Genomic DNA, 16,215 nt, shown 5'->3' with positions numbered 1-16,215 from the left:
TCCCCAACGCAAAAAAGCACCCTCCTTCCATCTGGAATCGGAGTGTGCTTCACGCCTCTTGTGTTCGTATTCTATTCCAAAGCATCTTGGGACGAGTCGGCATCTTGATCGTTCATCCTTGGACATAAGGAATCCGGATCGCCTCGAGCGGGTTGCGCAGATCGATCGTCATGATCGGGGGGTCCCCCGACTCCCCATTGGTGTCATGTAAGGACGAATTGCCGGAGCGCCAAGTTCCGTACACCAGCTCAATGCCGGACATAGGCGTTAATCGTTCAACAATCCGCAACGTATCGTCATGCGACTGGTCATCAAGGACGGTGACGCGAATCCGCGTCCCGCTCATCAGAGCATATAATGAAAGGGCTCTCAAGTACCATTCCACCTGCCGCTCATGGTTGGACGTGATCAGCACGTAATGCATGCGCCGCTTGGTGTCTTTTCCGTTTCTACGTAGATGGCGAGCGTGAATAATATGAACCAGAAGGGCAGCGATGCCGTACACCGCAAGGATCCACAGCAAATGGGCAACCATGAGGCTCACCTCCTTCTCATATCCACACTATATGCCGATATGGAAGGGACGGTGACAGTATGTAACGAAACAGCCCACACCGAAACCTGCCGTGGCGGCTCAAAAGGCGTTCGCTTTCCGTTAAGAAAGGAATCCGCCCAGGCAGCCCTCCTAAGTTATACTCGTCCATGCGCTCCAAATGAGCGAAAATTACAGCGTTACCCAGCCATATTTAATGGAGTTGATAACGGCTTGCGTACGGTCGTCAACCTCCATCTTCTGCAAAATGCTGCTGACGTGGTTTTTAACCGTTTTTTCGCTAATGAACAGATATTCACCAATCATCTTATTGCTCTTGCCCTCGGCCATCAGTCTCAGCACTTCGGCTTCGCGGCGTGTCAGCGGGTTATTCTCCCCTGCCACAAACTTAACGCCGGCCTCGCGCGTACCGCTCTCAGCCATGGCGCCTGCCTCGTTCACGTAGGTCATGCGGCGGAGCTGGTGAATCAGTTTGCCTGTCACCTTCGGATGGATAAACGCATACCCTTCATGTACGGAACGAATGGCGTTGATCAGCGATTCAGCCTCCATATCCTTCAAGAGATATCCGTTAGCTCCTTTGCGAAGCGTCTCGAACACGTAGCTCTCGTCGTCATGAATGGAAAGAATGATGACCTTGATCTCCGGGAACATTTCACGCAGCTTTTCGGTTGCTTGAACACCGTTCTCGGTCGGCATATTGATGTCCATCAATACGATATCCGGCTTCACTTCGTTGCAGAACTCCAGCACCTGGATGCCGTCTCCGCATTCGCCGATGACGTCGATGTCGTCCTCCATATTTAAAATGCGCTTGAGACCCTCCCTAAATAACTGGTGGTCATCCGCTAATAAAACTTTAATCAGTGTATTCTCGTTTTCTAAGTGTTCCATCCCATTACTCCTTTCCCTTTTCTACGTTCGTCGGGATATGAATGATGATCTTCGTCCCTTGATTCTCGGCAGATTCGATCTCCATTCTCCCTTCGAGCAGCTCTACCCTCTCCCGCATGCCAATTAACCCAAAGTGGTCCTTGCTCTTCTGTTCCAGCAAGTCGACATTGAATCCCAGGCCATTGTCCTGTACAACAATCTTGACCAATTGGGCCTGGTACGTAATTTCCACCAATACATAAGTCGGGTAAGCATGTTTTGCAGCATTCGTAAGTGCTTCCTGCACCAAACGGTAGATGGCCGCCTCCATCGCAGAAGAGAGACGATGCTCTTTCCCCCGTGTTTCGAAGATCGTGCGGATTTTGGATTTTTCTTCAAAATCATGCACATATTTACGCAGCGTGGGAATTAATCCTAGATCATCGAGTGCCATTGGACGCAGATTAAAAATAACCTTTCGCATTTCCTCCAGGCTAGAGCGAACCTGCCCCTTCAAATCTACTATTTCGTCCTGCACCATCTTAAATTCCTGCTTAGCTAGCATTCTTTCTACAATTTCCGTCCTAAGAACCAGATTGGCAAGCAACTGTGCAGGACCATCGTGAATTTCCCGGGATATCCGTTTGCGTTCTTCTTCCTGGGCCAGGATAATTTTCAGACCGATGACCTGCCGGTTCTTCGCAGATTCGATAATGCGGGACACCTGCCCCAGCTCACCGGACAAGTACTCCAGCACCACGCCCATCTGGGATCCGATCGATTCGGCTCGTTCGACGGAATTCTCCACGTTGCGGACGCGCTTTTGCAGCTCATCCCGTCTTGCCTTCAGATACATTTCCTTCTCCCGGTAGATCATGAGATCCAGCTGCAGCTGTGTCGCCTTCTCGTACGCCTGCTTGATATCCTCTTCCTTATACCGGACGAAATCCCGGCTGACTTCCGTCAGCCGGATCCGGGAACGGCGATAGTTCAGTTCGAGCTGGTCCACTTTCTCCAAGGTTTCCGTCGTTTCCTTCAAAGTCCGCTTTAGTTCCTGATTCAGAGACACGAGCTCCTGCCGAGACGCCTCCAAAATTTCGAACATCTGGTATTTGCTGTCCTCCATCACTTTGATGGCATTCTTTATGACACGGTCGATGGCATCGGCTTGATAATCCACGCACTCTACTCCATTTCTAACGTTTCATATACATATCATACCATATCATGATTCGATCGTAACGGTCTTCGTGTTCTTGTCCCATTTTACTTTAAGGCCTAATTGCTCGGAAACGAGGCGAAGAGGGACCAAAGTCCTACCCCCTTGAACCATAGGAGCCACAGCAGCCGAATGACGCTTGCCGTTCAAAATAAATTCCTTCTTGCCGACGGTCAGCTCAAGCAGCATGCCGCCTCTCAATACGCCTACCCGCTGTGCGGATTGATTCCACGTTGCTTGTCCGCCAAAGGCGTCCAGCACATGCATGATCGGAACATACGTCGTTCCGTTCTTCAGGATCGGCGCTGAATCAATCGCTACCTTGGAGCCGTTAAGCACGAGTGATTTTTGCCCGATCGTCATGACCGCCTTGCCTGTCGGAAGACCTTCGTTGCCCGCAACAGCCGGCATCGTAAACCGTATATCATCAAAGGATACCGAGCCTGTCAGGGCCCGCTCATCCTGTCCCTCATCCACGTTCACGACGTACATGCGCTTCAATTGGGCAGGGAATGCGATATTGTAACCGGTCAAGTCGATATTCAGCGTTTTCCAGCCGGTCCAGTCGATAGCCTTAGCCAAATCAACATAAACGGTCTTGCCGTTGTTGTCCTTCAGCTCAGCCCGGAGCCAGTTCAGGCTGCTGTCGCCTTCCACGTCGATCGCCATGGACGTTGCCTGTGCCGGAATCGTTTTACCGGTCGTTCCGTTGAACTCGGCGTATGCATACATCTTCTGTCCAAGCCCGCCGGTCATATCATAGGTCAGCTTCAGCACCTTGGAGTCGGCATGGCTTCCGCTTCCCTTCACGATGGATGCCGTACCGGTTACGGCAGGCACATTTGTTGTGAATTTGATCGGATAGCTTACATTTTCAAAGTTCTCCCAAGTGCTCTCACCGGCCGCGGACAAAATGACAACCGTGCTAAAGCCGTCATATCTAGCGATCGCATATCCTACCTTGGTGTTGCTGTTTACGGATGTAACGGTCAGGCGGCCGTCTTTGACGCTGCCCTTAAACCCGATGAATTCCCACTTCAGCGCACTGCTTGGAACCTCCAGGCTTTGCCCTGATCTCGTTACAGCCGTTACTGGAACGGACACGCTCGTTCCTGCCTGAAGCGGCGCACTGGATACCGCCGTCGTCAGCGCTGCCAGATCATCGGCTCCCAGTACGTTCACCTGCATCGTTGCCTTCGTGCTGCCGCTAACCGCAGTCAGTGTGGATGTGCCCGGCTTCACTGCCTTAATGCTTTGGCCGTTGATCGCCAGATTACCGTTGCTGGATTTCCAGGTCGGTTTGATGGATCCCGCATCAATCGGGTTGTAATAGGTGTCGTAGCCCTTCAGTTCATACGACCCTGTCTGGCCGATCAGGAGCGTGCTGCTGCCGCTAACCTTTAAGCCCTTTAAGTTGCCCTTGGGAGCTGTAGAGAACACGCCGAGCGCGTTTACGACGCTCCGCTGCGTGGTGCCGTATTCCGTAGGGAATGTCAGCTCCGTATTCATCTCGGCCAGCGGACGATTGACCATCGTGGTGGATCCGCCGCCATCCAGATTCATGCCCTTCCATACCCCGATTTTGCTCATGAAATCCTGCAGCTGCTGCAGGGTCATACCCGTGCTGCCGTCATTGCGCTCGGTTGCAATCAGATACGCATAACGGCCATCCTTCGAGTAGCCTACAGCCGTCCGGGCACGCGTGCCGCCGAGATCGTTAACGTTGCGGGAGAACGAAGCGGCTTTGCCGTTATCCACCAGAATCGTATGACCGCCGATCATCATTTGGAGTGAGGAAGGATCCAGCTTCTGACCTGATTTTTTAGATACTAGGGTGTAATCCGCCGTCAGCTTCTGACCGACTTCCAGGTTATTTTTCACGAATTCGGCAGCTGCTCCGTGAGTACGAAGAACATAGCTGCCTTCCGGGACTGCTGTTGGCAAGCCTGCCATAACGGATATGTCCGTAATGACGCCGTCCGTTACCATAACCTCTGTTGGTGTCGTCGAGCTATTTAATGGACGGTCAATGGCCTTCCAGGCGCTAGTGTACAAATACGCTGCGTTCACATGACTGAAGGTCGATCCGGTACCCTCCGGGTTGTAAGCTGTTTTGTTAATGCCTGCGAGCGGGAACGTTGCTCCATTCTCAGCCGTGATGCTTCCTGAAAAAGCAAACTCATCCAAGATCGGCTTGCCATCCTTGGTGACGGCAAATGCATACATTCCCTTCAGCGCGGATGGAGAGGACATGAGATCGCCATTGGACACTTGAGGACCCATTGGAGCCCCTTCGCGATTCGTAATGAAGAAGTCGCCGTTAATCGCGGCAACCGCCCCATGCTCCTTGGCCATACCGCCTGTGCTCTGTCTTGTTGTAAACTGGTTCCCCTTGCCTGCCATCACATCCAGCTTCACATACGGGTTGTTTAAGTCGACACGGACGACATTGGCAAGCGATTTCGCGCCGGTGCTGCTCGTATATTGATACTTCATCAATACAGCCCCGGAAGTGATAATCTCTTCTCCAAGCTTCTTGACTGACGTCGTTGCCGCATAGGCGACGGAGGCTGGTGACAGCTTGTCTATCACAGGCAAACTGCCGCTAAGTACGGGGCTCACCCAGATGACCCCTGCCAACGTAACGATTAACCATTTTTTACCTACTGTCGTTTGGTTTGACTTCAGTGCTTTCCCCTGTCTTGCCATGTAATCGTAACTCTCCCATCTCTTTGTTCAACACATATGCCGAACATGTAAAGTCTCTAATTAATAGACTTCATTTTTGAGGAAAAGTTACGATTTTGTTATAAAAAAACGCTTGGGCGTATTCTACACCAACTCTTTCTGATTTCACAGGTGGATTTTTTGGTAGGATTGGATCACCTGTCCTATTCTACTATATATTCGTGCAAAAATGACAGTTTTGTCATATAACCTCTTCCTATTTTACCATAAATTAAGCCAAAAAAGCTGATACCCTTAGCAGGCATCAGCTTTTTAAAAAGTTACTTTTTTGTAATAATCATTGTTTCAAATGATGATGCTTAGTTGGCGTGAGCTTGCTCCTTCAGAGCCTCAGCCTTGTCTACGCGCTCCCATGGCAGGTCGATATCGGTACGGCCAAAATGTCCGTAAGCCGCTGTTTGCTTATAGATCGGGCGGCGAAGATCCAGCATGCGGATAATGCCGGCTGGACGCAGGTCAAAGTTATTGCGAACGAGCTCAACGAGCTTCTCTTCGCTGACTTTACCGGTACCATAGGTATCCACGCTGATCGATACCGGATTTGCGACACCAATCGCGTAAGCAAGCTGGATTTCGCATTTGTCGGCCAGGCCGGCAGCAACGAGGTTTTTAGCCACGTAGCGGGCCGCGTAAGCCGCGGAACGGTCGACTTTTGTAGGATCCTTGCCGGAGAATGCACCGCCTCCATGACGAGCGTAGCCGCCGTAGGTGTCGACGATGATTTTACGTCCGGTCAGACCGGCATCCCCTTGAGGGCCACCGATAACAAAACGTCCCGTTGGGTTAATGAAATATTTGGTTTCCGCATCCAATAGTTCGGCTGGAACGACCGGAAGAATGACGTGCTCTTTGATGTCCTTCTGGATTTGCTCCAGCGTAACTTCCTCAGCATGCTGCGTCGATACGACAATCGTGTCCACGCGAACCGGCTTGTCGCCGTCGTATTCAATCGTAACTTGCGTCTTGCCGTCTGGACGCAGGTAGCTAAGCGTACCGTCTTTACGTACCTCGGACAAGCGACGAGCGATGCGGTGAGACAATGCGATCGGAAGCGGCATGAGTTCAGGCGTCTCGTTAGTTGCAAAACCAAACATGAGGCCTTGGTCGCCGGCACCGATGTTCTCGGTTTCCTTATCCACTTGGGAAGGATCACGACTCTCCAGTGCAGCGTTTACTCCCTGTGCAATATCGGCCGATTGCTCATTCAGCGATGTCAGCACCGCGCATGTATTGGAATCAAAACCGTATTTTGCACGCGTGTACCCAATTTCCTTCACGGTGTTCCGTACGATGGATGGGATATCCACGTATTCTGATTTTGTACTAATTTCACCAATGACCAATACCAGACCTGTAGCAACGGAGACTTCGCAAGCCACGCGCGCATTCGGGTCGTTAGCCAAAAATGCATCGAGTACCGCATCGGAAATCTGGTCACAAATTTTATCCGGATGTCCTTCAGTTACGGACTCTGATGTAAATAAACGTCGCCCTGTTAAAGACATGAGATCAACCTCCCATATAAATAGTATGTGAATATTCAAGAGGTCCTACACAAAAAATGAACCTTTTCCGACAGGAAAAGGTTTGAAATGTACAATCCTCAACATGCATATTAACGTATTTGTTACCAGGTGTCAATCCAGTTACCCGCCTGTTTTCAAGGATTTTCTTGGATGTTTTCAATGCGAGGCAAGTACGTAAATTTTCCTACATCGCTGTTGCTCCTGGATTTCTTACTAAGAATAAATAAGTTGAACTTAACGAGGTAGAGCGGACGTGTGAAATGTTCTTACGATCGCTGTTGTTCGCAGATTTCTTTAATTTATCTGAACTCGATTGTGGTAGAAATCCTCTTACAAAGGCGACCACTGTCGTTTTCTTCAAAATCATTTCACACTCTTGCATTACCCTCGTATTTCTTTTGCTCAACTTATCTTAATCCAGTTCAAGAACGATCACAGGCTTGTTCCAGATGAAGCTTTCTTTTAGAAATCTTTTACGGAAGTATTTTACTCCCTTGCTTGCATCTGTTTCTTGGTCCCTTCAAAACATCAGCTAAAAGTTATGAGGCCATTACAATCTGCCGAACAGACTCTGCTCTGCATTTCGTACAAGGCGCTTGGTAATTTCTCCGCCAACGGATCCGTTCTCACGGGAAGTGAGATGACCCCATCCTGGACGGCGGCTTGATGAGCTGCCTCCAATTGCTCCAAGTTCTGATCCAAATTCGGTATCTGCTCCATTCGAACCGCCATATCCCACATTCAAACCAAACTCAGCGGCAATTTCATATTTCATCTGATTCAGCATATGACGGCTTTCCGGTACAACCTGACGATTACGATTGCTGCGTGGCATAATGAAACACCTCCTGTAAATGTGATTACAGAAGTATTATTTGCTTAATATAAGGTACGCACACGTATTAAAGCTTGTCACTGCTGGCAATAATTATAGGAAGAGGCAGTTATCCCTTATAACGTATGCACGGTGAGATGAAAAAGGCACTTCTCCCTAGATTGCTTTATTTAATGGTATAGCCGCCCCGTACCATAACAATAAGACCATTCTTTTGCCCTTCCTTCACCTGAATGCCACGGCCTTCACGCGGGAAGGAGAGCAGGTGGTTCTTCGGCGCAGCTTGTCCATTGAGCAGGTCCTTGCCATCTGTCAGATCAGCAACACCGTTGGAATCCTCGGTGTAGATTACGGCATTACCCGAACGAACGATAAATTCTGCACCAGCATCAGCAATCAGAATTTTACCAGGCTTCAAGGCAACGTTCTTCACTTCATCTGTTCCTTGGGACGGTTGAGATGGAGTGGTTGGGTTCGTTGGGGTAGTAGGGTTTGTTGGAGTTGTTGTCCCCCCACCACCATTTAGCGCTTTTTGGATTTGTTGATCCACGTAGCTCTTGGTCACGACAGGATCGTCGGCTGTGCCGGGGGTGGTGCTGGCGCCGGATACTTGGAAGCTCATAACCGATCCGATCACAATACAACTACTTAATAATAAAACACCCGCCGAAATTTTATATACTTTTTTCAAATGATATGTCACCTCTTCTAATTTAATAAAAAAACTGCCCGGATTTAATCCGGACAGTTTAGCTTAAGGAAGATTAATTATTTGAATTGAATTGTTTCGTAAACTTCCTCAGCAGCGTTACCTTCAGTGTCTACGATCGACTTGCCAGAAGGAATGGATACTTGAGCTTTTGCTTGAGCTGGGATTGCTTCTTCAAGCCAGATACGTGCAGTGTTAGTGCTTCCGCTCAGAAGGGTAGCACCCTTAACTTTTGCAGGGGAACCTGCAACGTATACTTTAAATGCATCCGGAGTATAGTAAACTTCGACATCCTCGTTGAATACAACATCTACGTATACGCTACCCGTAACTGTGGAAGCACCAGTTGCTTTAGGTGCGATACCATCTTTAATGGTTACCGATTGTTTAGGTGCCACTTTATGGCCAAGATAATCAGTAGATTGAGTAGTGTCTTCAGTTGTCAAATTGCCAAGAGCTTTTGGCAGATCTGCATTCAATGTAAACACTACAGTAGTTTTTCCATCACTGAAAGTAGGCTCTCCAGCTACCCCGGAAATACCAGCGAATTTAAAGTCGCTCGACACAACAGAAGTAATATTGCCATCAAACTCTACACTTACTTTATTAGCAGCAGTTGCTTTAGCACTCTTCACAGAAATTTCAACGCTGTCTTTGATTTCTGTCTGCTGTGCAGACAAATAGTTACCATTTTGGTCAGCAACATTTGTTACGCGAATTTCTGCATTTTTAAGTTCAGTAGCATAGTTTTCGAAATCCGCTTTTGGAATGGTGAGACGAACAGTATCAGCGTTTCTCAATGTTGGTTGTGGAGCATTCTTAGTTGGGAATACTTTGTAAACATTGTTAGTTACAGTTACATAGCTGTACTTGTTGATATCAAGTGCAGAACCATTACCGCTTGTAGCAACAGCTCTGTTGAATTGAATATCAATGTAGAGATCGTCACGATCAGATGCATCATACCAAGCTCTTACAAGCTTCAATTCATCCGTATTAGTCACTTCGAAGCTGAGAGTTTGTGGAACCATTGTGTTGCCGATCGCAGCTCTGTCACGGATGTTCGCAACTTCCAGGGTATATTTACCAGCTGGCAGTTTGCCAATGGACTCGATAACTACACGGCTGTATACATCCTGGTTTTGCTTGTTCTTAGCCCAAGTTGGCTCGGTAACAGGTTTACCTTTGTTGAAACCTTTGTCAGTAACCACTTCGCCTTTAGAATTTTTCAAAACAAAGTTGTCGCGGTTTTTGATGTCTTGAGCGTTCACTTCTTCAGAGAAGTTCAAAGTCAAGAGTGTTTTATCAGCTTTAACTTCAACATCCACGCCATTTACAGTTGGACGCTCAGTGTCAAGCACAGGAGTAACCTTAGCTTCACGGTTCGCAGAGTTGTCGCTGTAGTCTCTTACTCCTTCAAGGTAAATCGTGTTTTCTCCAACGCTCAAACGCTTGCTCTCAGTTTCGAAAGTCAAGACAACAACGTTATCTTTAATTTCTACTTTATCAGCAGTCTTAGCGGAAGAAGTGTGGTAAACCTTATCAACGGACTTCACGGATTCGTTGAACTCAACTTCAACTTTAGTCAAGTCTTTAGTTTTAACGGATACCACTTCTGGAGCTGTTGTATCTTCAGCTACAGTGAACTTCACATCAACTGGGCTTACTTTCAATCCAGCGTAGTCTTCAACACCTTGAAGGCTCAGCGTGTGCTCACCAACAGCGATGTTAGTTGTGATGAAGGCAACGTTAGGATAAGTGAATTTCACCCAACCACTTACTGCCTGACCATCGATTTTGTAGTTAGAGATATTGGAAGCTGTAGTAGATTTAACTGGTTCAGAGAATACTACTTTGAAAGCTTTTGTTCCAAGACCTTTAACTTCAGTTACTTGCGGAAGTTGAGTATCTACCGCTCTGAATGTAACTGTTTCATTGAATGTTTTGGAACCATCGGAGTTTTTAACACCTTTGATTTCAAGTTTAGCATCTTTTTGCTCTGGCAAATTCTGTTGGGAATTTTGAGCAACCAGCAATGTCACAGCGCGCTTGTCAGCAGAAAGCTTAGCGGACTCGAAAGTCACACCAGTAACTTTGTAGTTATCTTCGTTCTCAGCAGTTTTAGCTTCTACTTCACCGTCGAACTTCACTACAACTTCTTTGTAGTTAGTAGCCGATACGGAATCGATTTTAGTAGCTGCAGTCACAACCCAAGTTACACTTTCAGTGTAGTCGTAGTTGTTATGTGTAAATTTAACCTCAGTAGCCGTGTTAGCTTTCAGAGGAGTTTCAAGGGTTACTTTCACAACTTCGTTATTAGCAAGTTTGAACTCAACCACTTTACCGTCTTCTTTAACTTCGTAGGAAACTACTTTTGGTTTTTGTTGGGACAGGTAGATGTCATAAGCAACTTCAACCAGTTGAGCACGGGTAGCGTTCGCTTTAGGGTTAGCTTTAGCGTCTACCAGACCAGCGTTGATTGCTGCTTGAACATAACCTTTAGCCCAGTCAGAAGCGTTGTTGTTAGTTTCTGTTGGAATTTCAAGTTTTTGAGCAACAACGAGAACCTTCGCCATTTCTTGAACGGTGATTTTACCGTTGAAGTCGAAGATCATTTTCGTTGTGTTCTTACCTTGCATCAAACCAGCAGAGTAAACAGCTTCTACATAAGGAGCTGGCCATTTGCTAGCTTTGTAGTTCTTATCTTTGAAGGAAGCTTTGCCTTGGATTGGCTCAAGACCCATGATACCAACCAGAACTTTCGCGAACTCAGCGCGAGTCATTTCCTTGTCAAGACCAGCAGATCCGTCTGGGTAGCCAGAGAAGATCTTAGCTTCTTTAAGTACGTCATACTTTTGTTGCGTGTTAAGTGCGTCGTCACCGAATGCAACAGAAGCAAACATGGAGAATGCCATTGCTGTAGACAGTGCTACGGATAAAATTTTCTTCATAACCTTTTTTTCTCCTCCTTGAATCATCACTTGATTGTTTTCTTTAATTTGGTAGCTCTTGTCACTCATTAGCCCTGCACCTCCTTTCCCGAGTTGAGCATAAATCATAAATGATGTCTGTGACGAGATCACAGAATCTTGTTAACGAGAGAACACTACATACTAGAATAGATTCCTAATCCTACCTAGGTATTATACAACGAGTCCCCAGCACCGTAAAGAACAATTTTCTAATTTATAGACAAGTTTCTTCTTCAGGTTAAACTTGGTTGCCTCATTGGGTTCTACATTATAAACGTTTAATTTTCCGAAAAGTTGCGGGGGTTGCAAAGTTTTTTTAAAAAAATTTTTCGAAGTTTTCGCACTTCCTCTAACAACAAGGGTTCTCCATGTTACGACAACAAAAAAAGACGCCCTAAAGGCGTCTCTTGTTGAATTCTATCGAATCTTCATGGCAAGCTGGATAATTTTTGCACGCATCTCCGGATCCTGATTCAATCTGCTGTACATTAAATCGATCTCCGCTTTATTCGAACGATATGTCTTGTCGTGTTTAATGGTTGTATGGGACCACTCGATCAGCGCATTCTCGGCTACGGTCAGTTCATTGAAGGAATCATGAAAGCCAGTCTCTAGTACGAGCCCCTCCATAATTTCTTGCGTTATCTCATTATGAGCGGCACGTGCCAGCTCAATTTTCTTCTCCATTACTTTGGCTTTATCTTCGAACTTCGTCTTCGCCTTCATGTAGTCGAGCTGCGCTTTGGATAAAATCGGCTTCATAAATTCATCTTCACCCTCTAAAAATAGTATGTGCTTTCGCTATTGTAGCGTATTCCATGCGAAATTACAAAAAATAGATTTTGGTAACCGCTTCTATTTACCGCTTATCGGAAGGCGCAATGCTTATGTCTGTCCTAGCATAGTCACCTTCAACGGATACAGCTGCTCACGAAAAACGAGAGCATCACCTGGAGATCCAGGCATATGCTCTCGTTCAACTGCAATCAGCAATTCTGGCTTACAACAGCTTCAATTTGCTCATCATGCGTTTCACCACAGTTGCGGTATCTGCTCTATTCATGACTGCATCCGGGTTAAAGTTGTACGTAGGTTTTTTCTCGCCTTCTTTCAGGCTATTGGCAACCCCAGTCAAAATGCCTGCTTTTGAAACGGCAAGAATGGCTGGATAAGAATAGTTGGACTTAATTTTGCCCACGTCCTCAAACTGCTTCTGTAGCGTTGCCTTGTCTTTCTCGATCTCGCCCATTTTCAGGTTGAGCGCACGGGCAATAATGTTCGCCGCTTCTTCCCTTGACAGCTCCATATTTGGCGCAAAGCTTCGCGGAGCAATGCCTCGGATGATCCCTTTCCGTGCTGCTGTTTCGATATAACGATAATCCCACAAGGCATTTGCCGGGATTGTCTCCTGGTAAATGTCATCGAAGGTCAGCTTGTTCGAGCTGTTGTTAATCGGCACATCGTAATCCAGCGGAATATCGAGCAGCTTCACAACGATGGTTGCGAACTCACCGCGGGTCATCGGGTCATATACACCGAATGCGTCCTGCTTGGCCGCCTTCATATAACCTCTTGCCAGCATCAGCTCAATATCGTTCCGGGCCGTTTTATGTGAAATCGCATCGGAGTAGCTGTAACGCAGCGACTTGACGGCATAATAACCAAAACCTTTAAACGTAGCGGTGACTGTCTTTTTCTTGGAATCGACCTTGCCGCCGATATTGGTCCAAGTGCCCTGGGACGGGTTGTACCACCAGATACCCAGGTTGCCGGAAGCTGCATTAACCAACGCGGAATCATATTTTAGTGTAATAGTGCCTTTCTGGGAAAGCTCCATCCAGTTTTGCGGAATCAGGCGCTGATGGAATTCATGGCCCTTCGCGTATGGATGCGTAGCTTGCTTCACGTTGAAATCTTCAACATTGCTGCTGTAAGCGTTCAGCGAGCCCGCATCCAGCCAATACAGCGGCGAAGCATATCCGAAATGAGGAGCCGGAGTGAAGCGGAACGCATTGCCGCTGTCACCAGGGATGAACGATAGACGTCCATCCATCTCTACTCCGTTTTCGATTTCCCCAATGCGATTGTATGCCTTGATTGTACGTCCATCAATCTGGTTCGCAATTCCGAATAAAATGTCATGCTCGCCAAGTAGGTTAATGGTCGGCACTTCGGCTTTCGGGTTGGAATTCGCTTGTTGGAGAACCGTTCCCTTCGGCAGTTGCAAGGACAGTCCACCCTTAAATACATTGATTTTGCCTGATTTCGAGATGCTTGCTTTATATTGAGAACCTTCTGTTGCATCATCCACATACTGCACGACAATTTGGCCGTTTGTCTTCTTGCTGCCTTGCTCGATCGTAAACTTAATGGTGTTTTTGCCGTTCTTCAGGTTTTTAACTTCCAAACGGAAAATGTCGCTGATTTCGGATTTTACCATTGGCTCTTTGCCGATGGTAACAGAGTCAGCTCCTTCAGCCTTAATGCTGACTTCTACGAAGTTCTGCTTCAGTACGCCTTCGTTCGGCAGCTTCGGTGACAACACTTGATAAGGCGCCCGTTCACGCGTGATTTCAATCGTATCCGTTGTCGTGACGGATTGAATGCGGGATCCAATCGAAATGGCCTGCAAACCTACCTCGGGCAATGCCAATTCTTTAAGCACAACTCGTACATTACTTGAGCTTGTGCCGGTTGTAATTGTGTAATACAAGTTGTGATCTACTTGGTTGATCGCATCAAGCTGTGTTTTCAATGCGCCACCGGTGAGTCTCCATGTTCCGGTATTGTCTTGCGTAAACACGGCAAAAATCGTTGATGAAGGATGACTTAGCGTTACGGTCACTTCATCCGTATTATCGACTTCGAACCGAAGACCCATTTCTTTTTCGTAAGTTGTGAATGCATTTTTATCAGTTTCCGTGAACAGCTTGTCCGGATCAGATTCCGTTGGAGAGCCGACTGGGAACGGAATCATGTTTTTAATAACAGAACGGTTGTCACTGAAATACAGAAGCGTTAATCTCGTAGAAATTTTACCGCTTTTATCGGCTACAACCAAAGTGTTCGGTCCTGGAACCAGCTGTAAGAATCGATTTGCGGCTTGAGGTGACTCAACGTAATTGAATTCGCCATTGCTGCTAACCGGCAGATCAATCGTGTTGCCGTTCAAGGCCAAAGTTAGCCCTTGGGTACCGGTGTAATTCACGATACGGCCAGACACCTGGGTGAAGTCGGTGCTGTTTTTGAATAATTGGTTGTTGTACAGGTTATAAACATCAATATAGGAAGAGGACAGGAACGTTACCGGGATGACCTTCGTATCCGATACGCCGGATCCGTTGCTGACCTTAATGATCAGATTTTGCTGTCCGGAAGGCAAATTCGTAATTTTAAATACGGTGTTTCCGTTATACGTAAAGGTTGAAGCTATGTTTGCGCCTTTACTGGATTCAATCGTGGCGGTTCCCGCGTTTACTTGTTCTACCATTAAATAGAGAGGCAGTTCATTTAGAACCGTGTCGTTGCTGCTTGGAAAAATCGATTGCGAGCTAAAAGACACCGTACTGCCGCTCTCGGTTACGCCATATAATTGGTGGACCTGTTTGATCGTCGGCGCATTGGCATCGCGATACGTGAATGTCTTTTGTACATCATATCCGGTTGCGGTGTCCTTAATGTAGACCAAGTACTCCCCGCTTTGCGTAATGCTTACTGTTCCGTTTGTCGTAAAAGGATACATCAATGTATTGTTAAGAATGGAAGCTTGGCCCACGGTAGCTGTCAAATTCGCAATCGGTACGGTGGACCCAACCGGGAATACCCCTACTTCAAGCACCGGCGGAACCGGAGTAGCACCTGCAGCGGGAGCGTCCACAACGACATAACCGGTAATTGTGCCATTGACATTCCCTGTTACGACAGCCTGTCCGTCAATGCTGGTGCCGCCGATTCTTAGGTCATTGGCCGTCAAGGATCCTGTCGGATGATATACGACCTGACGATGGATTGTCTGGGTTCGGGATTCGGAGTTAACCACGATGACCAGATCGTTGACGCCTTTCTTCAATTGAATACCTGCGGAATAGAACATATCGCCGCCGCCTGGATACATCGACTGTCCGTTTACGGTCACGCCTTTGGATCCGTTTGTAGCCTTAACGGAGATGCTGATCGTTTCGGTTGTAACGACAACAGGTCTCGAGCTGTTTTCCTCAAGAACCCGGCCGTCGCTCAGCGCGACTTCATAAACAGCCGGAACATCCGAAAACTTGACATAGGCTGTTGCGCTTACTTGCTGCCCTTGAGTGCTCATGCCCGAGACGATAATTTTGTTCACGCCCTGATTCAACTGAACGTTCAAGAACTCGAATGTGTTGGCCGCTTCGTCCAGAATCGGCTTTACACCCGTTCCGCCCGTCGTCGTATCATCAAAACGCTTAATTTCATAGGAAATCGTATTAGGGTTAACGCCGTTATACGTACCCGACACCTTGATGGAGCTGCGGTTTTCGGGCGTTGGCGAATTTGGATCTGTGCTCAGATTAGAAAAATGGAAAAATAAAGCCCCGTTTGCGGCGGAAGCCGGTAGTGCCGGTATCAATGAAAAGAACATCGCTACAGCCAGCAGCAGGCTAGCCATAGTACGGAATGGACGTCTCAACGGTTTTACCTCCTTGTTCGTTCGGACCTGCGGGTCCGCTTTGGGTGTTCGATCTTTCACTTGCTCCCCTCTCTTTCCCTGACAGTTGGTATTAACGCATAGTTCATATATCGGTCC

The 16,215-nt window shown here is 47.4% G+C and carries 10 protein-coding genes; all 10 read right to left on the bottom strand.

Annotation, left to right across the window (positions count from 1 at the left end; all coding sequences use genetic code 11):
* Positions 1–112: 112 nt before the first annotated feature.
* On the bottom strand, positions 113–535 hold the full coding sequence (locus tag NSQ46_RS02225; protein WP_213615917.1) for a hypothetical protein: 423 nt from the start codon (positions 533–535) through the stop codon (positions 113–115).
* 189 nt (positions 536–724) lie between these two features.
* Complete coding sequence (locus tag NSQ46_RS02220) at positions 725–1,447, bottom strand: response regulator transcription factor (protein ID WP_007133256.1); 723 nt, start codon at positions 1,445–1,447, stop codon at positions 725–727.
* 4 nt (positions 1,448–1,451) lie between these two features.
* Positions 1,452–2,606, bottom strand: a complete 1,155-nt coding sequence (locus NSQ46_RS02215) for a sensor histidine kinase (RefSeq protein WP_007133257.1) — start codon at positions 2,604–2,606, stop codon at positions 1,452–1,454.
* 45 nt (positions 2,607–2,651) lie between these two features.
* On the bottom strand, positions 2,652–5,354 hold the full coding sequence (locus tag NSQ46_RS02210; protein WP_342576258.1) for a stalk domain-containing protein: 2,703 nt from the start codon (positions 5,352–5,354) through the stop codon (positions 2,652–2,654).
* Between the two features lie 338 nt (positions 5,355–5,692).
* On the bottom strand, positions 5,693–6,898 hold the full coding sequence (gene metK / locus NSQ46_RS02205; RefSeq protein ID WP_342576256.1) for a methionine adenosyltransferase: 1,206 nt from the start codon (positions 6,896–6,898) through the stop codon (positions 5,693–5,695).
* Between the two features lie 571 nt (positions 6,899–7,469).
* Complete coding sequence (locus NSQ46_RS02200; protein WP_210093994.1) at positions 7,470–7,754, bottom strand: alpha/beta-type small acid-soluble spore protein; 285 nt, start codon at positions 7,752–7,754, stop codon at positions 7,470–7,472.
* Between the two features lie 166 nt (positions 7,755–7,920).
* Positions 7,921–8,445 carry a hypothetical protein gene (locus NSQ46_RS02195; protein WP_342576254.1) on the bottom strand — a complete coding sequence of 175 codons (525 nt, stop codon included), beginning with the start codon at positions 8,443–8,445 and terminating at the stop codon, positions 7,921–7,923.
* 77 nt (positions 8,446–8,522) lie between these two features.
* Positions 8,523–11,483: an S-layer protein gene (locus tag NSQ46_RS02190; RefSeq protein ID WP_342576253.1), complete on the bottom strand. Its 2,961-nt coding sequence runs from the start codon at positions 11,481–11,483 to the stop codon at positions 8,523–8,525.
* A 369-nt stretch (positions 11,484–11,852) separates the two neighbouring features.
* On the bottom strand, positions 11,853–12,197 hold the full coding sequence (locus NSQ46_RS02185; RefSeq protein WP_007133263.1) for a hypothetical protein: 345 nt from the start codon (positions 12,195–12,197) through the stop codon (positions 11,853–11,855).
* Between the two features lie 238 nt (positions 12,198–12,435).
* A complete protein-coding gene (locus tag NSQ46_RS02180) occupies positions 12,436–16,098 on the bottom strand; it encodes an S-layer homology domain-containing protein (protein ID WP_342576252.1) in 3,663 nt (1,220 codons plus the stop codon).
* Positions 16,099–16,215 lie beyond the last annotated feature (117 nt).

This window comes from Paenibacillus sp. FSL M8-0142, from assembly GCF_038597315.1.
Classification (GTDB): Bacteria; Bacillota; Bacilli; order Paenibacillales; family Paenibacillaceae; genus Paenibacillus_AQ; species Paenibacillus_AQ lactis.
Note: the sequence above shows the minus strand (reverse complement) of the source record. Positions and strands in the feature narration are given on the sequence as shown.